5 protein-coding genes are annotated in these 24,514 nt (G+C 39.4%); all 5 read left to right on the forward strand.

What is annotated here, in order from left to right:
- Nucleotides 1-94 precede the first annotated feature (94 nt).
- The 5 genes from N8M20_RS06470 (at nt 95) to N8M20_RS06490 (ending at nt 24,440) form a co-directional block, all read left to right on the forward strand.
- Nucleotides 95-4,924 (forward strand): ZmpA/ZmpB/ZmpC family metallo-endopeptidase, encoded by a 4,830-nt coding sequence (locus N8M20_RS06470; protein WP_261079481.1) that lies wholly within the window; start codon nt 95-97, stop codon nt 4,922-4,924.
- Nucleotides 4,925-5,161: 237 nt separating this feature from the next.
- Nucleotides 5,162-8,950, forward strand: a complete 3,789-nt coding sequence (locus N8M20_RS06475) for a glycoside hydrolase family 2 TIM barrel-domain containing protein (RefSeq protein ID WP_261079482.1) — start codon at nt 5,162-5,164, stop codon at nt 8,948-8,950.
- A gap of 1 nt (nt 8,951) precedes the next feature.
- Entirely contained in the window at nt 8,952-10,640 is a 1,689-nt protein-coding gene (locus N8M20_RS06480; RefSeq protein WP_261079483.1) for an alpha-L-fucosidase, read from the forward strand.
- Nucleotides 10,641-10,740: 100 nt separating this feature from the next.
- The gene (locus N8M20_RS06485) at nt 10,741-11,664 is read left to right on the forward strand and encodes an Rpn family recombination-promoting nuclease/putative transposase (protein WP_261079484.1); all 924 of its coding nucleotides are present in this window, start codon (nt 10,741-10,743) and stop codon (nt 11,662-11,664) included.
- Nucleotides 11,665-12,218: 554 nt separating this feature from the next.
- Nucleotides 12,219-24,440, forward strand: coding sequence for a MiiA motif-containing surface protein (locus N8M20_RS06490; RefSeq protein WP_261079485.1), 12,222 nt, complete (start codon nt 12,219-12,221; stop codon nt 24,438-24,440).
- Nucleotides 24,441-24,514 lie beyond the last annotated feature (74 nt).

Below are 24,514 nucleotides of genomic sequence, written 5' to 3' on the forward strand. Positions count from 1 at the left end.
CTTGGAATGATGAGGGAATAACTAGAAAGATTTGTGAATACAAACTATTTCTGATATACTAAATATACAGTAATAATGAATGATAGGATATGGGATGAAAGAATTTCAATTTGAGAGAAAGCAGCGTTTTTCTTTGAGGAAATATACAATAGGAGCTTGTTCGGTCTTGCTAGGAACGAGTTTATTTTTTGCTGGTATGGGTGCTCAACCCGTACAGGCTACAGAAACGAGTTCAACACTAATTTCAAGTCATTATTTGGATGAGCAGGATTTACCTGAAAAGCTGAAATCTGAGTTGCAATGGTTTGAAGAAAATAAGATTGAGGTAAAAGAGGGAAAAGAATATTACTTTGTCTATCGAAAATTGGCTACAAGATTACCAGAAACAGGTCTGTTTTCTAATGATGGGATGTTTATCTTGGGAGCAGGATTATTATTGCTTTCCTTCACTTTAATCAAGAGAAAAAAGGGAGCGTCTTACTTCCTTGTGACCGTCTTTGCTGTTGGTGGCTGGGGAGCATCCATCTCTGCTTTTGAAAATCTGGTAGAATTGCAACCAGCCCTTGTTAAGAGAGTAGAAGGTCAGTTTCTACCAAGTCCTGAAACAGTTCAAGGATATGAATTTACGGGATATTATTTGGTAAGAGATAGTGCTAGCAAGGAACTTTCTGTTGATAAGGTAGAATCGCCAGCATTATCTCAAAAGGAGGAAAGTTCAGAACCTCAATCTAAGAAGATTGTACCACAGACTGCATCTCATTTTAGCTCAACTGAAGATCTTGTGCAATCTCCTCAACCATCCTACGTAGTTGAGAAAATTGTTGAAGCTCCTGTAAGCCAACAAGCACCTGCTGAAATTGGATCTATAGGGGCTAAGGAGGAAGTTGCAGGAAATCCCAAAGTAGAACAACCGAAAGCAGAAAATAATAGTGATTATAAAACAAGTCCTGAGGAAGGTGTGTTAAATGTCACAGTAGAGAAACCAGAATTGCTAATCACTACAGAGGAGGTTGCTTTCCAAACGATGGAACAAGAAGATTCAACCTTAGCTAAAGGGCAAATTAAAGTTGTTCAAGACGGTGTTGTTGGTGAACGCACCATCTATACGGAAGTCACTATCGTTAATGGGGAAAAATCTAGCAAAGTTATAGAAAATATAATCACAAAAGAGCCGGTGAACAAGGTGATTGCAGTTGGGACTAAGGAAGAAGTTGCACCAAAACCAACACAACCTGTAACTCCAGAGCCGGAGGAAGTTAAACCAGTTCAACCTGAAAAAATTGAGAAAAAACCAATAGTAGAGAATGAAACAGAGACAAAACCAGCTGATGGAATAGGACAACCAAGACCAGGAGCAGAAGAAACGCCGGGTACAGAAGCAACATCGGGCGAGAAACAAACACCTGACAAACCCGAAGCCGAGCCGAAGCAACCAGATCCAGCAACCCCAGCCGTGGAATCAGGACGCGAAGAAGATCAATCTCCTGAGGAACAAAAGGGTGAGGAGAAACAGCTGGAGAATTCAGTTGAGGGGGTAAAAGATACTGGTGAGTCTGCCCCACAAGAAACCCAAAAACAACCAGAACAAACGCCTCCATCTCCAGAGGTCAACCCAAGTCAAGGAAACGAACCAGAACCAGCTGTTCAGCCTGAACCCTTAGCTCCCCAAGAGCAACCAACTGTCCCAAGTCCAGTAATGAAAGAAAAAGTACTGGACTATAAAACAACATATAAAGCTTCACCAGCCTTAAATTACAAAGAGCAACGAGTAGAAGTAGCAGGCGAAAATGGTAAGGAAGTGACAACTACTTCTTACAGTTTTGATGAAAGTACTGGGAAAATAGTAGAAAACACTTCAACAAAGATAGAAAAACATCCAGTAGATAGAGTTGTTAAGGTTGGAAATGTAGAAGAAACAACCTCAACAACCAAAAGAGGTGAACAGTTTGTCGCGGATGAGTCACTTGGTAAAGGTGTCAAAGAAGTCAGAAATCAAGGTCAGGATGAAGAAACAACGACTATAAGTGTTTATAAAGTAAATTCGACGACAGGAGACTTGACTGAGCCAGATGTAACGACAAAAATCGCTAAGCCAATGCAAGCGAAAATAACGGCAGTAGGAACAAAACCAACAGTTCAATCACAAGAAATTCCTTTTAAGACAGTTTATAAAGCATCGCCAGATTTAAGTTACAATGTGCAACAAGAAGAAACACCAGGGGAGAATGGTAGCTCAGTATCAACTACAAAATACACATTAAATCAAGAAACAGGGGCTATTTCAGAAGAAACTACAACTGAAAATATTCCAGCTAAAGACAAAGTAATAAAAGTTGGAAATGTGGAAAAGATAGTGTCACCTATAGAAATCACTGAGTTGAGAAAAGATAACCCTGAACTTCCGAAAGGAAAAGAAGTAGTTGAAGATACAGGTGAACAAGGTGAAACAACAATAACTAAAACTTATAAAGTTAATCCGGAGACAGGAGAGTTAACAAATCCAGTAGAGAAGACTGAAACAACTAAAGCTATGCGCCAAAAAGTAATCTTGGTTGGTACTAAAGAAGACAAACCACATCTATTGCCAGAAAATAGCGAGTTAGAAAATGCAGTGGATGTGATGGAAGCTACTGCGGAGATGAGAAATGTAGACTTGTTGACAAATGAGAAGTTAAAAGCGCAGTTAGCTCCATCAGATATAGAAATAAATCGAGATTTATTCTTAAAACGAAACGAATTACGAAAAACTAATCCAAATATAACAGAGTCTGAAGTAAAAGAAATTCTACGAAAAGAATATCTTGAAAAATTATCTATTAAAGAAACACTCGATGCGACTAAAACCGATTTAGAAGCTAGTTTGAAAAAAGTTGCGGCGCATACCTTGAGTATTTTAGGTGACAATCAACAAAATAGAGAAAAAGTAAAAGGTGATATTGAAGCTAATAAAGAGAAAATATTACTAGGGTTATCCTATATCAATCGTTTTTATAATATTGATTTTGGAGATACCAATATCCGTGATATTCTAGCTTATAATCCAAGCTCGTTCGGTAAAAAAGACCTTACTTCTTTGGATTGGTTAACACACCTTGGGTCTATGAGTTATGATGAATTAAGATTAACGAATAGTCCAAAAACATTTGAGAAATATTTTGGGAAAATTACAGATAAACCAACATTATTAGAATTCTTAGATTACAATAGAACTACATTCACTAATATGGACGGTGATACGTGGTTGAAGAAAGCGACTAAAGCTATCGTGGTTGAAAAAACTTCAAAAGAAAAACCTGATGAAAAAGTAGAATTATATACAAAATTAACTACGCCTCCTGAGAAATACGGGGCAGAAGAACTTCAAATAAAAAATAGAAGACAACAGAACATAGCTACATTATTAGGCTTGGTAAATATTAAAGAACCAAGCGTGTATGCTATAACTAATATGGCGACGGTAACCTATGGAAACATTGGAACGTATATGGATACTTCTTTAGAGAAAACCAATAAAGCTAAGTATAACGAAGAGCTTAATAAGGTTAAAGAATTGATAGAATTAACAGCTACAAGGCAGGCTAATTATGTTGATACTTTATATCGAATTACAAAAGAAGAAAATCGTTCTAAATTAGTTACAAGTAGAGTGATTGTCGATACGATGAAAAAATATACGACGGATACGTCTGCTGGAATAGCGACAACATGGTCTAAAGAATCAGGACCAACAGCGGATAAAGGGGTTAAAGACTTCATGACACCTTTAGGAATGTACTCGCCATCGCAAAATGTAGGTGCAGAAGCGAACGGAGTAGGTGTCCGTTACTTCATAGACAGAGTTCTGGATGATAGGGGTTCAGCGACTTATTCTCATGAAATGACGCACTTACTAGATAGAACGGTCTTGTTTAATAATCATGGTCGTCGAGATGGTACAGCGGCAGAGTTTTATGCGCGTGGTATTTTTGAAAACTCCTATAATCCGGAAAAGGATACTTATTTTAATCTCAACTTTGTATATGATGAGAGTGATAAGAATGGATTTTACAATAAAACACCTGATCGATTTAAAACGGCAGAAGATTTACAATCTTACATGAAGGGAAGTTTTGATGTCCTTTATACTCTAGATTACCTAGAAGCAGAGGCAAGTAAAGACTTATCTGCAGAAGACAAGATGAGTTATTTCAAAAAAATAATGCCGATTCCTTCAACAGGGTCTAGAACTTGGGTAGATTACCGTAATACAGCGGTTAAACCGACTCATAAGAGTGAGGAAATCCAAGCTCTGACCTTAGAAGATGCCAAAAAATTGACAGATATTGATAGTTTGATTGACAATCATATCATGGTCAATCGTTATATCATTGCTGGTTTTTCAGATAAAGGTAAAATTGCAGCAAATGGTTACTATACCGTTGATATGTTTGATACCATTTATGGTGTTAGTCAAAATGACTCTGGTATGAGTGGGGATATCACCTTTAGAAAACAAGCCTTTGAATTGATGGCTACTTTGGGCTATTATGAAGGATTTGTTCCTTATGTGTCAAATCAATATAAGCAAGAAGCAGAGGCTGAAAACAAGCCTTTATCTGATACTTACATTTTTAATAACATTTTGAATGGTAAGAGTTATGCTGAGTTCAAAAAAGCACAGATCAAGGAAAGAGTAGATAGGCTTAATCAATTGAAACCTTTGAAAATCCAATATGAAGGTCAGCAAATAAGTCTGACAGGTCAGAAGTTAAGTGAATTGATGCAGAAAGCTGTTAAAGAAGAACTTGCTCAAATAAAAGCAGGCAATACAACGGCTAAAAAGTTTAAATTTATCGAAACTCCCGTTCAAAAACTGAAAAAAGCGATTTATAAAGCTTATCTCAAAGATTCAGATGACTTTAGACAATCGATTTACAATAGCTAAGGTAAAAGGAACATCTCTCTGGAATGAACATTCAGAGGGGTGTTTTTTTGGCTCTTGTCAGATTTGATCTTATTTCTTAAAAATGACAGTTTATATGAACATGGAGTTATTTTCAAACTTTTCCACAAATTATAGAATCTTTTCTGAGGATTTAGGGAGTGATGGAGGAAGTCTTGAAAGCGCTTTTGTTTTGTGCTATAGTCAAGTATATCGATTCGTTTAAAGAGGAATGCTTGTATGAGAAGAGAAGAAGTTTTACGAAATCACTGGTTTTTTAGCCAAGAGGTGGGGAAGGAAGAGGCCTTGGCGTCGGATTTTCAGAGGGGAAATTGGCAGGCTATTCAAGTGCCACACGACTGGAGTATTTACAATGATTTTGACCAGTATTCGCCAGCGCAAAATGAGGGTGGGCAGTTAAACGGGGGTCAAGCCTGGTACCGTACGCAGTTTTACTTGGAAGAAGATGCCAGTCTTGTATCGGTGCGTTTGTTGTTTGATGGAGTTTACATGAATGCCCAAGTCTATATTAACGGGCAAGTACTGGGCTATTATCCCAATGGCTACACACCTTTTTCTTATGATATCACGCCTTATCTAAGAAATGATGGGACGGCCAACCAGCTTGCGGTTTTTGTGGAAAATCAGCAACCTAGCAGTCGTTGGTACTCTGGTAGCGGTATTTACCGAGAAGTAAAATTATTGATTACAGATTCGGTGCATCTGGATTTATATGGGATTAAGATAGAAAGTCCCAAGCTAAAGGAACAAAGGCAATCTTGGGTGGAAACCCAGCTTACAAGCAAGGTTTCAAATGATGGGCCTCAGTCCGTGTCGGTGTATTTGGAACAGAGTATCTGGTATGATGGCCAACAGCTGTCAGACTGGCAGGCGACTGATTCTGTAATGATTGAGTCTGGGGACAAATATTCTTTCCAACAAGCAATATCAATTTTTCAACCCTTGCTTTGGGATATTGATTCCCCTCACCTTTACCAATTGAAGACTCGTCTTTACAAAAATGGCATCTTGGTTGATGAAGAAGAGGAGGCTTTTGGTTACCGCTATATGGATTGGCAAGCGGATAAGGGCTTCTTTCTAAATGGTCGCTGGTTGAAGATTCATGGAGTTTGTCTGCATCATGACTACGGAGCGCTGGGAGCTGTGGAAAATAGGTCAGCTGCCGAGAGACGCTTGCGCCAGATGAAAGAAATGGGGGTCAATGCGATTCGAATCACGCATAATCCAGCTAGTAGTATTTTGCTGGATGTAGCTGCCAAAATGGGCCTACTCATCCAAGAAGAAGCCTTTGATACCTGGTATGGAGGCAAGAAAGAATATGATTATGGTCGCTTTTTTGAGGAAGAAGCGACTCATCCAGAAGCGAAAGCAGGCGATTTCTGGTCAGATTATGATTTGCGCACTATGATTGAGCGTGGCAAGAACAATCCAGCTATCTTTATGTGGTCCTTGGGAAATGAAGTCAGTGAAGCAAATGGCGATGCTCATTCATTGAAGACTATCAAACGCTTGCTAGAAAGGGTCAAGGAAGTGGATGATAGTCGTTTTGTGACCATGGGAATGGATCAATTCCGCTTTGGCGATGGGTCTGGAGGTCATGAAAAGATTGCTGATTTGTTGGATGTAGTGGGTTTGAATTACTCAGAAGACAATATTGATGGGATTCGCAAAAGACATCCCAAGTGGCGACTTTACGGATCTGAAACCTCATCGGCTACAAGGACGCGTGACAGCTATTTTCGCCCAGATAAGGAATGGGTTGGGGATAATCGCCGCTTGCGAAATTTTGAACAGTCGGACTATGGTAATGATCGGGTTCCTTGGGGGAAGACAGCGACGGCTTCTTGGATAGCAGATAGAAATCGTCTAGACTATGCAGGTCAGTTTATCTGGACAGGAGTGGACTATATTGGTGAGCCGACTCCTTGGCACAATCAAAATGACACGCCTGTCAAGAGTTCTTATTTTGGGATTGTGGACACAGCAGGGATTCCTAAAAATGACTATTATCTCTATCAAAGTCAGTGGTTGGATCTGGATCAGCATCCTATGGTTCATATTTTACCCCACTGGAATTGGGAAATCCACAAGAGTTATCAACAAGTTGTGGATAAGTATGGGGATATCCCTGTTAGAGTGTATTCAAATGCTAGTTCAGTAGAGCTATTTCTCAATGGAAAATCCCAAGGCAGAAAGACTTTTCAGGAAAAATGGACTTCAGATGGTAGAAAATACCAAGAGGGACAAGGTTATGATCAACTCTATCTCGAATGGCGTTTGGCTTATCAACCAGGAGAATTGCATGCTGTAGCCTATGATTATCAAGGTCAGATTGTGGCAGAAGATAGGGTGGTGACTGCAGGTAAGCCAGCCAAAATCGGGTTACATGCCGAGAAAACAAAACTGGAGCCAGATGGGCAAGACCTCCTTTATCTCTATTTTGATGTATTGGACAAGGATGGAAATTGGGTGCCGAGTGCTTCCAATCAGCTTCATTTTGAAATTGAAGGCCCTGCTCGCATTGTAGGTGTGGATAATGGCAGACAGGCCAGTCGTGAACGTTACCAGGCTCAGAAAAATGGTCGGTTTAAGCGGAAAGCCTTTCATGGCAGAGGTGTACTTTTGGTTCAGAGCTTGGAGCAGGCAGGCCAAGTAAGAGTAAAGGCCAGTGCCAGAGGGCTAGAGCCAGCAAGTTTTGATCTCTTAGTGGGAGAGGCTTTTGATTGCCAGCCAGTGAAAAGTCAGCGCTTATTTGAGATTCGAGTGGACAAGCAGGCAGGATTACAAGAAGGGGATTCCCCAGCTATTGGACTTTATCCACAAACTGTGGATAACCCTGTGAACAAGGTGGGGAATAGTGAAGTGATTTGGGAGACGAGTGGTAGTGCCCACGCCATTATCAAGCAGGGAGTGCTTCATTGCTTGTCTGCAGGAGACTTGGTTATCAGTGCTATTTATCAAGGGAAAACCTATCAAACTCATTTGCAGGTCGCAGAAAATACCTCACTAGGGCAAGCAGTTTTTGTACGAACACTTCGCTTGCATACAGCTAAGAGAACTTATCCACAGCTGCCATCTTCAGTCTTGGTGGACTATGAGTTCGGTAGTGCAAAACGAGTCAAGGTTGTTTGGGAGGCAATATCAGAAGAAGATATAGCAAGCTTTCATGAGTTTACGGTATATGGTCAGCTAGAGGGTTTAGATTTAAAGGCTTCTGCTCAGGTTTGTATCCAAGGGATTTGCGCTATTGAGTCTGAAAGTGTTTGGACGCTTGTCAAGGAAGCCCCACACTTGCCAGATCGAGTTAAGCTAGTCTTATCAGATGGCAGACGAGATATGGCCAAGGTGACTTGGGATGAACTCGAACCTCAAGTTTATGCTCAGGTAGGAGAAAGTGTGCTCACAGGACAAGTAGCGGGCTGTGAGTTGCCAGCAACAGTCACCATTCATGTGACAGATGCTAGTGTAGATGGGGAAGTTATTTCTAATCAGTGGACTGGGTCTAACCTGCCTCTGGTCTTTGCTTCCCATTCAGAGCCTAATCACCCAGCCTCTTACCTCAATGATAAGGTCATTGCTCGGAAGAAATCGACAGCCAATACTTGGATTACCAAGTCAGAGCAAGCCAGCGTCGGTATTCTGTTTGGAGATGCAGGGATTTTAAAACCGCGATTTGTGGATAATGTGACCTTGTATTATGTTGAAAATCAAGATTATGTGGCGGTGGAGCCGACCTATATCGATTATTATGTGGGAAATGAACCTGCCTTGCCTCGGACTCCTAACCATTTGGACAAGGATTCTCTGCTCAAGCAAGAGGAGAATTGGCGCCCTGTATCAGCTATCCGAAAAGTTTCAAGCGACAAGGATGAAGAGCTTCGTTTTGAATTTGACAAGGTGGAAACCTATGCCCTTCGTCTTCGATTTGAAGGCTTGGCAAGCCCTCTAGCGTTAACAGAATTGCAAGTACATGCCAAAAAAGTAAAGAAAAATGTAGATAGGAAGTAGTATGGTAAGAGAAATAAAACAGCATGAACCTTTGCCTAGTCAGGCCCAGCTAGCTTATTTAGAGGATGAACTAGCAGCCTTTATTCATTTTGGGCCTAATACTTTTTATGACCAGGAATGGGGGACAGGTCAGGAGGATCCTGAACGCTTTAACCCGACAAGGTTAGACGCGCGTGAATGGGTTCGCGTGCTTAAGGAAACGGGCTTTAAGAAGTTGATTTTGGTGGTCAAGCACCACGACGGCTTTGTACTCTATCCGACGGCATACACGGATTATTCGGTCAAGGCCAGCCCTTGGAGGAATGGAGAGGGTGATTTACTCCTTGAAGTATCCCAAGCTGCTACAGAGTTTGATATGGATATGGGGGTCTACCTATCGCCGTGGGACGCCCACAGCCCCCTCTATCATGTGGACCGAGAAGCGGACTATAATGCCTATTATCTGGCTCAGCTGAAGGAGATTTTATCAAATCCTGCCTATGGAAATGAAGGGATATTTGCTGAGGTCTGGATGGATGGTGCCAGAGGAGAGGGCGCTCAAAAGGTCAATTATGAATTTGAAAAATGGTTTGAAACCATTCGTGACTTGCAGGGAGATTGTTTAATTTTTTCAACAGAAGGTACCAGTATACGCTGGATTGGCAATGAACGAGGGTATGCAGGTGATCCCCTATGGCAAAAGGTGAATCCTGACAAACTAGGGACAGAGGCAGAGCTGGACTATCTTCAGCATGGAGATTCTTCAGGCACTATTTTTTCAATCGGTGAGGCAGATGTTTCCATTCGGCCAGGTTGGTTTTACCATGAGGACCAGGATCCTAAGTCTCTTGAGGAATTGGTTGAAATCTACTTTCACTCAGTAGGGCGAGGAACTCCACTCTTGCTCAATATTCCGCCGAATCAAGATGGGCTATTTGACACAAAGGATATTGAACGACTTTATGAATTTGCGGCCTATCGCAATGAGCTCTATAAAGAAGATTTGGCTCTGGGAGCCAAGGTATCTGGTCCAGCACGTTCCGTAGCCTTTGCCTGTCATCATCTGACAGACGGACTTGAGACTAGTTCATGGGCAAGCGATGCAGACTTGCCCATCCAGCTAGAAATTGATTTAGGTTCTCCCAAAATCTTCGATGTGCTTGAGTTAAGAGAAGATTTGAAGCTGGGCCAACGAATCGCAGCTTTTCATGTGCAAGTAGAGGTGGACGGCATCTGGCAAGAATTTGGTACAGGCTTTACAGTTGGTTATAAGCGTCTCCTGCGAGGTCCGCTAGTAGAGGCACAGAAGGTGCGCGTGATAATTACAGAGGCACAATCTATGCCTGTATTGACCAAGATTTCCCTCTATAAAACTCCTAGCTTATCACAAAAAGTAGTTGTTCAGAGTCTAGCATTTGCAGAAAAAAGTCTAGCTGTAGCAAAGGGAGAGACTCTTCATTTTAGGATTGAACGTAGCGAAAGTGATACTCCTTTGGAGGCTAAGATTTCGATTCAACCGGGGACAGGTGTCCATGGTATCGCCTATCAGGACGAAATTCAAGTCCTCCAATTCCAAGCTGGGGAATGCAAAAAAGATTTGACCATACCAACCCTGTATTTTGCTGCTGATAAGACCTTGGATTTCTATCTGAATCTGACTGTTGATGGACAACTGATTGATCAAGCTCATATTTTAGTTGAAACGAGATAAAATATCTTCACAATTCATTTCCTTTTCGAATAAATAGATAGAACCATCGAATCTAGCAAAATTAGATTTAAAAATATGGTATAATAGAAGGAGGAAATGGATGACTTTAAGACATCCGGGCATCAGCCCAACAAATGATTTGGTTGCTAAGAAAATTTTTAGCAATCCAGAAATCACTTGTCAATTTATTCGCGATATGTTGGACTTACCAGCCAAAAATGTAACCATTTTGGAGGGGAGCAATATTCATGTCTTGCCTTCCCTGCCGTACTCGGCCCAGGATTTCTATACCAGTATTGATGTCTTAGCTGAGCTAGATAATGGAACGCAAGTAATTATTGAAATCCAAGTTCATCATCAGAATTTTTTTATCAATCGTTTATGGGCTTATCTGTGCAGTCAGGTCAATCAAAATCTCGAAAAAATTCGCCAACGAGAAGGCGATACACACCAGAGTTACAAGCATATTGCACCCGTTTATGCTATTGCCATCGTAGATAGTAATTACTTCTCAGATGACTTGGCTTTTCACAGCTTTAGTATGCGGGAGGACACGACAGGCGAGGTTTTAACCATCACCAATAATGGACAAGAACACCATCTGGTCAAGATGGCATTCTTGGAATTAAGAAAATACAGAGAAACCAGCAAAGATAGCATTCGCAAACCGTGGTTGGAGTTTTTTGGTAACAAGCCCTTTACCCAACAACCTGAGCGAGCCATCAGTCAAGCAGACCAACTGCTGGACTACAAGAGCTGGTCCGAGGAGGACAGGAAGATGTTTAGTCAACTACGTATGCGAGAAGAACAAGCCTTGTTAGCACAGGACTATGCTTTGGAACAAGCTGAAGAAAAAGGTTTAGAGCGTGGTCGTGCAGAGGGTCGTGAACAAGGACGAGAAGAAGGCATTGAAGAGGGATTAAAAGTAGGTTTAGTAAATCTAGTACGTCAAGGTCTCCTGACTTCTGAAGTTGCCAGCCAGCAATTGGGCATGAGCGTCGCTGAGTTTGAGGCCTTGTTGTAAATAGTAAAAAATGACATGTTATCGCGTAAGATAGCATGTTTTGTTTTGTGTTTATACTCTTTAGGAGGCTCGCCAATCCATGTCATCGTCTCTTAGCTGTATCTAGCCAATTGTGCCCTGTCTATGAGGAGTTTTCTGGTTTGATCTTTAATTTTCTGAAGTATATTGTTTTTACGAATGATTTCTTTTTTTAAAGTTAGAATAGATGGTTTCATACTTCAAACTGATATATTTTACCTTTTTCGACCAATGTATGCCTTATTTTTCCAAATCGCAGATAAACAGCAAAATATCAACATATAATAATCTTAGAACTTTTTATTTATAAAAATGTGAAAAAATGCGAAATGGAATTTTCTGAAAATTACCTACATTCCCAAAACGCTTTTTTTTTTGCGAAAATTTTAAATTAAATTAGTTGCATATATATCAAAAATAAAGTAGAATAGTCAATGTAGGGATTCACACTAACTATAATAATTAGCTGTTGCTTAAGAAACGGCTAGTTTCGCGTGAAAATCCAAAATATATTTCAAAAAGGAGATCCTAAATTAATGGACAACAAATCATCAATGAGTCGCGTTGAGCGTCTACATCGTGAAAAGGTAACACGCTATTCAATCCGCAAGTATAGCTTTGGTGCGGCTAGTGTAGCCGTTGCTGCTCTTTTCATGTTCTTAGGAAATGGTGCTGTATCAGCTGATATGACTGCTGTTCAACCGCAAGACGAATCAGAGCTTAAAGTTAAACCAAATGATGAAAATACTGGATTAGATAAGGTTCAGGGAGATACTACAAAACAAGTAGACAATACAGGTGTAGCGGAACCTACTGCTAAACCAGCAGAAAGTACTCCAGCAGCACAACCAATTGCAGAAGAGCCAACACAACCAGCTGCACCAGAAGTAACAACTCCAGCTTTGGACAAAAAGCAACTAGAAAACTACATTTCAGAAGTTAAATCAAAACTTTCTACAGGTAAGTATGCTAATAAAACAGAGGAAAGCCTTGCTCTTTTGAATAGTGAATTGGCTTCTGCTGAGTCTACGCTCGCTTCTGCAACTACTCAAGATGAATTGACAAAGGCTTATCAGAAACTAGTGACGTTTGTTAGTTCAGGGTTAAAAAACAAACCAAAAGAAGCTCCGAAAGTAGACACTACTAACGGACAACCAACTGTAGGTAAAAAAGCAGAAAATACAGAACCAAAAGCTGGTACTAACTCAATCGAAAACACAGGATCTCATGATTCACGTAATGGGAAAGTGTTAGATAAAGATAATGCTTTCCGTGCAGACACTGCTGATACAGAAAGACCAAAAGTATCAATCGATTATGATGATCCAGCATCTAAAACATTCTGGGTAACACCAACAGAAGAAACAAATATTATTGACCGTATCAAGATTACAGATAACAGCGGTAAGATTGTTAAAGGTTGGATGCAAAAAATGGGTGGCGGAACTGACATTAATGTAGGTTATGGATTAAATAACTCTAATATTGATGGCGAAACAACTGCCACACCTGAACAACCAGCTACACTTTCTGTTACAGGGGTTTTACAACCACGCCTTAATGGTAAGCCATGGCCTAATGGTTCAACCGTAGTATCACGTAAAGTTCGTGCTAAAGATGCAAGTAACAATGAAATGGACAACGAAGGTGCCTCTGATCCAGATGCTCAAGTATGGTTCAAAGTTCGTTCACAAAACGTAAAATACACAGGAGATTTAGCAAATAAAGCTGCAAACATTGATAAAGTTGCTGTAGCTAATCCAGCACAACTTCAACAACCAGAATTGGATCAAATTAAAGCTAAATTGCAAGAAGGTAACGGAAACAACCTTAACGGTAAGATTGATACTGTTACTCAACAAGGTGATAAAGTTGTTATTACTTATAACGATGGAACAACTGATTTAATTGATAAGTCTAAACTAATCAATAGTGGAGCTGCTCCAGTAGTAAATACTAAAGCAAGAAATACCATCTATTCTACTGATAATGAAATTACAGGTACAGGAACTGCTGGATCAACAATTAAAGTAACGGTCAAAGATCAGAAAACTGGAGCTGTATTGTCTGAAAAAACAACAGAAGTAGGACAAGATGGAAACTGGAAACTTACTTTAGATAAAGGATTGAATAGTAATGAAGCCTTATTAGGTGCTAGTGAAGCTGCGAGAACATTCTATGATCCTAAAAATCCAGTCGAGGTTGTGAGTGTTACAAATGGTATCGAAAGCGAAAAGGCAAACTTAGAGGTTTCTATTGGTGAATCAAAAATCTTACCATCAGAGGCAGCTAAAGACAAAACTAGTGTTGTCGCTGGAGCTAAGAAAGTTGTACTAACAGTTCCGCACGATACAGGATATTCATATTTCTGGTACAAAGATAAAGAAACAAATTCAGCACCTCAAGTGACATTGAAACGAGGCGAAGACAGAGGATGGTCTATTACAGAAAATCCAGAAAGAGCAACTATTGAATCTGTTCAGCACGGTAATTTTGTTGATACAATTACATTAACACTAACAAAACCAGTTGCTGAAGGAAATAATAACATTCAAATCATTTCGCATAATGGTTCAGCTTCTCATGGAAGTTTCTCAGGAAAAAAATCAATCAATGTAACTAACGAAGCACCAGTAGTGTCATCAGCAACAGACTCAGATGTAACGACAGTAGCTGAGGGAGGAACTGTAGATCTTTCAACTCTAGCGAAAGTAACAGACCATGAAGATGACCAAAATGCTACATTAGGTGCCAAAGGTACACCAACAGTAGTATCTATCAATGGTGATACAAGTAAAACAACTCTTGAAGCAGCAGATTTAGCAACACCAGGAACATATACTGTTAAATATAAAGCTGTAGATAGCCAAGGTAAAGAATCAGCAGAATACACTTATAAAGTAATTGTACGTAAAAACGATGCTCCAACATTAGATATTCCATATTCTAATAAAGAAGAAAAACAAATCTATCTATATACTACAGAAGAAAATGATATTTCTCTAAAAGTAAAAGATGATTCTGGAAAAGTTAAAGAAGCAGTTCTTAAATTCCCTGGTGGACAAAACGAGTCTTATATGACTGGTGGAAATAAATCTGCAATGTACCTAAAACAAGAAGGTATGACAACTTCAGAAGTAACTGCAAGTGAAGATGCACCACACGAAATTAAACTTACAGGTGCTATTCCAAAAGGAACATGGGGATTAAACTCTAATACAGGGATGACTCGTATCCTTTATGCAAAAGATACAGATGATAAAGATACTTCTGCTTCATTTGATAATAATAAGACTGTAAATGGATATATCCGTTTTGTTCTAAAAGACCAAACTACTAAATATGACATTAAAACACTAGATGCAGAAAACAAAATTGCTGTTAACGATGCTAATGATTTAACAGATGCAGATCTTGAAAAAATCAAAAACAATCTTAAAGTTGAATATGCTCAAACAAATGATGATGCACGTTTAGCTGACAAAAAAGGTAAAGAAGTAGAAGATGCTTCAAAAGTTGTTGATAAAGTAGAAAAAGATGGCGATAATCTTGTAGTAACCTATAAAGATGGTTCTAAAGATACTAAACCTGTTACAGATGTAGTTCGTACAAACAACGCTCCAGAAGTAAAAATCCCTTACTCTGTAGACGGTAAGAAAGACGTATATGTATATGCGAATGAAGATTTCGATATTCCTATTAAATATACAGATGATAGTGGTAGGGTAGTGGAAGCGTCTATTAGACAGGGTGGAAATAAAGAACTACCTCAGAAGACTGGACAAGATGATCCTAATGTTTTAGATAATCAATATAATATGACAGTAGGAAAAATTTCTAAAGATACGGAAGCAACAGAAAACAACCCTGCAACTATTCACATCACTGGTAACTTATCTAAGACAACACCAGGATTAGATGCTAAGAAATTCCCAACAGATGAGAATGGTGAATATCCTATCGTAACTCGTTACGCAACAGCAACAGATAAAGACGGAAGAAATATCTTCAACAATGCGACTGGTTCATCATATTCAAATGACCCAGGTGGATTCAGAATTGTCTTAAAAGCTCAAACAGCTAAATATGACGTTAAAGAATTAGATGACGCTAACAAAATTGTTGTAAGTAATAGTGCAACATTGACTCCTGATGATTTAGCAGCTGTTAAAGAAAAACTTCAATTAGAATACTCTAAGAAAAATAAAGATAAGAACATCAATAAAGATGAAGCAGTTACTCCAGAAAACGTTAAGAAAGCAGTAGATACTGTAACACAAGATGGCTCTAACTTAGTAGTAACTTATAAAGATGGTTCTAAAGATACGATTCCAGTAGATAAAGTTGCTAAATTAGACAAGCAACCAGCTATCGATGAAGTTACTAACAAAGCAAACGACCAAATCGCAGCTATTAATGGTAATGATAACCTGACACAAGCTGAAAAAGATAAAGCTATTGCTAAAGTAAACGAAGGAAAACAAGCGGCATTAGATAAAATTGATGAAGCTACAAATAATGATGCTGTTTCTGCCTCTAAAACTGAAGGTACTGATGCTGTAGCAAAAGTAAACCCAGTAGCGAAAGAAAAAGCTAAACAAGCAATCGCTGATGAGTTAAAAGCTAAAAATGCTGAACTTGATAAACGTACAGATTTATCAGACAAAGAAAAAGCAAAAGCTAAAGAAGAAGCTAAGCAATTAGCAGATGCACAGTTAGCTGAAGTTGCTAAACAACCTGATAACAAAGAAACAGCAGCAGAAGCAGCAGAAGCGCAAAAAGTAGTAGATGCAGCTAAAGATAAAGGTGTAGCAGACGTTAAGACTGTAAACCCAATCGCTAAAGAAAAAGCTAAAAAAGCAGTAGCTGACGAATTAGCTAAAAAAGAAAAAGAAATCGACGCTCGTACAGATTTAACAAAAGAAGAAAAAGATGCAGCTAAAGAAGAAGCTAAAGGATTAGCGAAAAAAGCAACAGATGCGATTACCGCTCAACCTGATAAAGAAGCAACTCCAGAAGCAGCTAAAACAGCTCAAGATGCAGTAGATGCAGCTAAGAAAGACGGTGTTGATAAAGTAGCGGCGGTAAATCCACCAGCTAACAAAAAAACAACTGCTAAAGAAGCAGTAGCAGATGAAGCAGAAGCTAAAAAACAAGCTCTTCAAAATGACAACACATTATCTGAAGCAGCTAAAGAAAAACTTAAAAAAGAAGTAGACGATATTAAAGAAGCAACAGATGCAGCAATCACTGGTGCTAAGAAAAATGCTGACGTTGATAAAGCTAAAAAAGCAGGTGAACAAGCGATTAAAGCAATCAACTCTGCACGTGTACCAGGTAACAAATTAGTTGCTAAAAACCCAACAAATCTAGATGCTGAAGAACAAGATAAGCTTAAAAAAGCTATCGAGGCTGTAAACCCAGGTGCAACTGTAACAGTAAATCCTGATGGAACAGCAAGTGTTACATTACCAAATGGTAAAACAGAGCCATTAAAACAAGCTGATTTAACAAAATCTGCAGATGCTTTAGATACCCCAGCTGGTGGTAACAACATTAACCGTCCAGTGGATAAAGTTATCGTTAAAGATCCTAAGAACTTAACACCTGAAGAAAAAGCAAAAATCAAACAAGCTGTTCGTGACGTTAACCCTAACGCAGTAGTAACTATGGACGATAACGGAACAGTAACTGTTTCAACTCCAGAAGGAAATACAGCAGCATTCCCAGCATCAGAATTAGTACGTACATTAGAGGACGCAGCAAAACCTGATTCAGCTAATACAGGAATTCGTAAACCAGCTGATAAAGTAGTTGGTGATGCAACAAACCCAGCTGATCAAGAAAAAGCAACTGAAAAACTTCAAAAATTAAATGGACCAGATGCTAAAGTTAAATATGATGATGAAGGAAATGCAACAGTAATTCGCCCAGACGGAACAATTGCTACAATTCCAGCAGGTGACTTATTCAAGACACCAGAAGATGCTGAGAAACCAAATGGTGGAGATGACATCAACAAACCAAACTCACAAACTGTTGTAGCAAATAAAAATGCTTTAACACCAGATGAGAAAAAAGCAATCGAAGACAAAGTTAAAGCTGTAAATCCAGATGCAGTTGTAACTGTTGATGAAAAAGGAAATGCAACAGTAACAACACCAGAAGGCAAAACAGCAGTAATCGATGCTGATGATTTGGTTAAAGGCGCTGACGAGAAAACTTCTGCAAAAGCTGGTAACAATATCAACAACCCAGCAGATAGAGTACAAGTAGCAGATAAAGCTAAATTAACACCAGAAGAAATCGCTAAAATCAAAGCAGCAGTTGAAGCAGTAAACCCTGGTTCTACAGTAGTAGTTGACGACAAAGGAAACGCGACTGTAACAACACCAGCAGCACCAGGTGTAGAACAAAAAACAGCAACAATTCCAGTAAGCGAATTAGTGAAAACTTCAACTGACAAAGACAATGTAACTGGTGGAAACCAAGTAAACACTCCAGCAGATAGAGTAGTGGTAGAAAACCCAGTTGCATTAACAGACAAAGATAAAGAAGCTATTAAAGCTAAAATCCAAGCTGTAAACCCAGGTGCTGATGTAGTATTTGACGACAAAGGAAATGCAACAGTAACAACGCCAGAAGGCAAAACAGCAACAATTCCAGCGAGCGACTTAGTAAAACCTAAAGCTGACTTAGCTGACCCAACAAAACAAGATGCTGTAAACAAACCAGCAGATAAAGTAGTAGTTGATCCAGCACTAGTAGCAGCTGATCAAGATTTACCAACAGAAGCTAAAGATGCTATTAAAGCAGCGGTTGAAGCAGTTAACCCAGGTTCAACTGTAGTAGTTGATGACAAAGGAAACGCAACAGTCACAACACCAGGTGGTAAAACTGTAGTTATTCCAAAAGCTGACTTAGTGAAAACAGAAGCTGATAAAGAAACTGTTAAAGCAGGAAACAACATCAACAAACCAGCAGATAAAGTAGTTGCTGATAAAGATGCATTGACTCCTGAAAACATCGAAGCAATTAAAGCAAAAGTGGCAGCAGTTAACCCAGATGCAACAGTAGTAGTAGACGACAAAGGAAACGCAACTGTAGTTACACCAGACGGACAAACAGCAACAATTCCAGTAACTGACTTAGTGAAATCTCCAGCAGAAGCTGAAGGTGCAAAAGCAGGAAACAACGTTAACAAACCAGCAGATAAAGTATCTGCAAACAAAGATGCGTTAACTCCTGAAGACATCAAAGCAATCGAAGCTAAAGTTAAAGCAGTAAACCCAGATGCTAAAGTATTCGTAGACGACAAAGGAAATGCAACAGTATCTACTCCAGATGGTAAAACAGCAACAATTCCTGTTGAAGACTTAGTAAAAGATCCAGCAGCTAAAGAAACTCCAAATGCAGGAAACAAAGTAAACACTCCAGCAGATAAAGTAGTTGTAGCAGATCCAGCTAACTTAACACCAGAAGAGAAAAAAGCAATCGAAGCTAAAATCAAAGCTGTAAATCCAGATGCTAAAGTAGCATTTGATGAAAAAGGAAATGCAACAGTAACAACGAAAGACGGAGCTGTAGCAACAATCCCAGCATCAGACTTAGCGAAAACGAATGCTGACTTAACTAACCCAGAAAAACAAGATGCAGTTAAGAAACCAGCAGACAAAACACTTGTTAAGAACCCAGCTAAATTAACTCCAGCTGAAAAAGATGCAATCAAAGCAGCTGTAGCAAAAGTAAATCCAGAAAATACAACAGTAGTTGTAGATGAAAAAGGAAATGCAACAGTAACAACACCAGACGGTAAAACTGAAGTAATCCCAGCATCAGACTTAGTGAAAACTGCAAAAGAAGCTGAAGGTGCAAAAGCAGGAAACAACATCAACAAACCAGCGGATAAAGTTTCAGCAACACCAGCAGACTTAACTGGAGATAAGAAAGACGAAGTTAAAGCTAAAATTAAAGCAGCGGTTGAAGCAGTTAACCCAGGTGCAACTGTATTCGTAGACGATAAAGGAAACGCAACAGTAACAACACCAGACGGTAAGACAGCAACAATCCCAGTTGAAGACTTACTAAAAGATCCAGCTGCTAAAGCAACTCCATCAGCAGGAAACAAAGTAAACACTCCAGCTGAAAAAGCACTTGTAGATCCAGCAGTATTGAATGATCCAAATGCAACATTACCAAAAGATGTTAAAGATGCTATTCAAAAAGCTGTAGAATCAGTAAATCCAGGAGCAAAAGTAGTAGTAGACGACAAAGGAAATGCAACAGTAACTGTAACAAATCCAGATGGAACTAAGACTACAGCAACAATTCCAGCTTCAGATTTAGTGAAATCAAATGCTAAAGACGACTTAGAAAATGCCGCTAAACAAGATGCGATTAAGAAACCAATCGATGAAACAGTAGTTGCTAATAAAGATTCTTTAACAGAGCCTGAAAAAGAAGCAATTAAAGCTAAGGTTCAAGAAGTTAACCCAGGAGCAACAGTAGTAGTTGATGACAAAGGAAACGCAACTGTAACAACTCCAGACGGAAAAACAGCAGTAATTCCAGCGGATGATTTAGTGAAAACTGCAGATGAAGAATTAACGGATCCAAAAGCAGGTAACGTCATCAACAAACCAGCTGATAGAGAATTAGTGGCAGATAAAGACAACTTAACTCCTGAAGATATCAAAGCTATCAAAGACAGAGTTGCAGCAGTTAACCCAGGAGCATCTGTATACGTGGACGAAAAAGGAAACGCAACAGTCACAACTCCAGACGGACAAACAGCTACAATTCCAGTAAATGATTTAGTGAAGACAGAAGCTGATAAGAATACAGCAAATGCTGGTAACAAAGTAAATACTCCAGCAGATAAAGTATTAGTGAAAGATCCAGCTAAATTAACTGCTAAAGAGCTTGAAGAAGTTGAGAAGAAAATCAAAGAAGTAAATCCAGGTGCTGAAGTAGTATTTGACGATAAAGGAAATGCTACAGTTAAGACTAAAGAAGGTAACATTGCAACAATTCCAGTAGCAGATTTAGTTAAACCAAAAGCAGATTTACAAGATCCAGCTAAGCAAGATGCAGTTAAGAAACCAGCGGATAAAACTTTAGTTAAAAATCCAGAAGCTCTAACTGATGCTGAGAAGAAAGCAATCGCAGATAAAGTTAAAGCCGTTAACCCACCAGCAGATGGAACAACTGTATTCGTAGATGACAAAGGAAATGCAACAGTAACAACTAAAGACGGTAAGACTGTAGTTATTCCGAAAGATGATTTAGTGAAAACTGAAGCAGAAGCTGCTAACGAAAAAGCTGGAAACAACATTAACAAACCAGCAGATAAGACTGTAGTAGCAAATCCAGATGCTCTATCTCCAGAAGAGAAGAAAGCAATCGCAGATAAAGTTAAAGCAGTAAATCCAGATGCTAAAGCAGTATTTGTAGATGACAAAGGAAATGCAACAGTTACATTGAAAGATGGTAAATCAGCAACAATTCCAGCAACTGATTTAGTGAAAACAGAAGCAGACGCAGCTAAACCAAATGCAGGAAATAAAGTGAATACACCAGCTGACAAAGTGGTTGTAAGTGATCCAGATGCATTGACAGATGCGGATAAAGCTAAGGTTACAGAAGCAATCAAAGCGGTAAATCCAAATGCTGAAAAAGTTGTATTCGACAAAGCTGGAAATGCAACAGTAACTCTAAATGATGGAACTACTGCAACAATTCCAGCAGCTGATTTAGTGAAAACAGAAGCGGAAGCAGCTGAACCAAAAGCAGGAAACAATGTGAACACACCAGCTGACAAGACTGTAGTAGCAAATCCAGAACAACTTACAGATGCAGAAAAAGAAGCTGTTAAGAAAGCTGTAGAAGCAGTAAATCCAGGTGCAACTGTAGCGGTTGACGACAAAGGAAACGCAACAGTAACAACACCAGAAGGTAAGACAGCGGTAATTCCAGCAGCAGACTTAACGAAATCAAAAGAAGACGCAGCTAAGCCAAAAGCAGGAAATGACGTAGTTAAACCAGCAGATAAGACTGTAGTAGCAAATCCAGAACAACTTACTGATGAAGAAAAACAAGCTATCACAGATAAGCTTACAGCCTTAAATCCAGATGCAACTGTAGTAGTTGATGACAAAGGAAATGCAACAGTAACACCTAAAGACGGTAAACCAGTTGTAATTCCAGCGGCAGACTTAACGAAGACAGAAGCAGACGCAGCTAAACCAAATGCAGGAAACGATGTAAACACACCAGCAGATAAGACAGTCTTAGATCCAACTAACTTAGAAAAATCTAAGAAAGAAATCGCTGATAAAGTGAAAGCAGTCAACCCAGGTGCTGAAGTTGTAGTAGACGACGAAGGAAACGCAACAGTAACAACACCAGAAGGTAAGACAGCAGTCATTCCAGCAGCTGATTTAGTGAAAACAGCGGAAGATGCAGCTAAACCAAATGCAGGAAACGACGTAGTTAAACCAGCAGATAAGACTTTAGTGAAAGATCCAGCTAAACTTACTGATGATGAGAAACAAGCCATCACAGATAAGCTTACAGCCTTAAATCCAGATGCTAAAGTTGTAGTTGACGATAAAGGAAATGCAACAGTAACACCAAAAGATGGAAAACCAGTTGTAATTCCAGCATCAGACTTAACGAAGACAGAAGCACAAACTAAAGAACCAAAAGCAGGAAACGATATCGTTACACCAGCTGATAAGACTGTGGTGAAAGATCCAGCTAAACTTACTGATGATGAGAAGAAAGCAATCGCTGATAAAGTGAAAGCAGTCAACCCAGAAGCTAAAGTTGTAGTGGACGACAAAGGAAACGCAACAGTAACATTTGAAAACGGTAAGACAGCAGTCATTCCAGCGGCAGACTTAACTAAGTCATCAGATGCAGAAAAAGCACCAAAAGCAGGAAATGACATCGTTAAACCAGCTTCTAAGACAAAAGTTGCAAATCCTGAGAAATTAACTGACGCTGAGAAGAAAGCCATCGCAGCTAAAGTTAAAGCAGTAAACCCAGGTTCAACTGTAGCAGTAGACGACAAAGGAAATGCGACAGTAACACTTCCAAACGGTAAGACAGCAGTTATCCCAGCATCAGATTTAACAAAATCTGAAAAAGATGTGAACGATGGAAAAGCTAAAGACAACGCAGTTACACCAGCAGCGAAAACAAAAGTAGCAAATCCAAATTCTCTAACTCCAGAAGAGAAGAAAGCCATCGAGGATAAAGTTAAAGCAGCAAATCCAGGTGCTGAAGTTGTAGTAGATGACAAAGGAAATGCGACAGTAGTCAAAGATGGTAATGTTTCAGTTATCCCATCAACAGACTTAGTTAAAGTTGAAGATGATGCTACGAAACCAAATGGTGGTAACGATGCAAATACACCAGCAGCTAAGACTGTAGTGGAAAATCCAGATTCTCTAGATCCAAAAGAAAAAGAAGCAATCGGAGATAAAGTTAAAGCAGTCAACCCAGGTTCAACTGTAGTAGTAGATGATAAAGGAAACGCAACAGTAACGAAAGCTGACGGAACAGTTCTTAACATCCCGTCAATAGATTTAGTAATTCCTGCTGCGAACCTAGCTGACCAAGCTACAAACGCTAAAGTGAAAACACCAGCTATCCGTACATTAGTTGGAGATAAAGAAAACTTAACAAAAGACGAAAAAGACGCTGTTAAGAAAGCAATTGAAGCAGTCAACCCAGGCGCAACTGTAGTAGTAGACGACAAAGGAAATGCAACAGTTACAATGCCAGACGGTTCTACAGCAACAATTTCTAAAGAACAACTAGTGAAAGATAAAGAAGCTGTGTCTAAATCTAAACACGGTGGAGATAATCTTGATATCGACTTGAGTAAAGTAGAGGTAGCAGACCTTGCTAATATTACTCCAGAAGAAAAAGCGAAATTCCAATTCATGATGCTAGGTGCTATTAATTCTAAAGATGAATTCAATCTTGATGAGTTCTTGAAAGAAACAGACGAGCAAGGTAATACAATTTACACATCTAAAGATTCTAAAGTGAAAATTACAATCGACAAAGATGGTAATATGAAAGTTACGAAAGATGGTAAGACTGATTTAGCAGTTAACATTGATAAAGCTGGAAATGTAACAATCGTTACAAAAGAAGGTCAAGTATTAGCAATTCCAAGAGATGACGCATTCAAACAATATGTACCATACAATGCTGGAGGTAATAACAATGGCACTGGTAATGGTAACAGCAATGGAACTTCTGGCAATAACGCAGCTAATAACACTGACGCAAAAGTGAATAAAGCTAAGTTAGAAGGGGCTATCCATCAATTAGATGAATTGATCATTAAAGAATCAGCTAAGCTTGATGCAGAAACTGCAAAAGAAGCGAATGACTTATTAGCAGATGCTAAGAAAGTATTTGCTAATGCAGATGCAACTCAAGCAGAAGTGGATGCAATGGTTAAACGTATCGAAGACTTCATGGCGAAGGTTGCTTCATCAACTGATCATGCAACTCCAGCTAACGACCAAGCTGCTCAAACATCAGCTGTAGCTCCAGCTACTACTCAAGCAGCAGCTAATGCTAGCCAAGAAGCAGCAACAAACGCGCGTAAAGCAGCTAAAGAATTGCCAAATACAGGTACAGCAGATTCTACTGTAGCTATGGTAGCAGCTGCCGCAAGTGCATTACTTGGTCTTGGTCTTGCAGGCCGTCGTCGTAAAGAAGACGAAGAAGCTTAATTGGTAGATTGTTTGATAATTATCGAATGATAAATCCGATTTTCAAAGCTTAAGCAAGTACCTCTCATAAGAAA

This window comes from Streptococcus mitis (assembly GCF_946190275.1).
GTDB classification, from domain to species: domain Bacteria; phylum Bacillota; class Bacilli; order Lactobacillales; family Streptococcaceae; genus Streptococcus; species Streptococcus mitis_DC.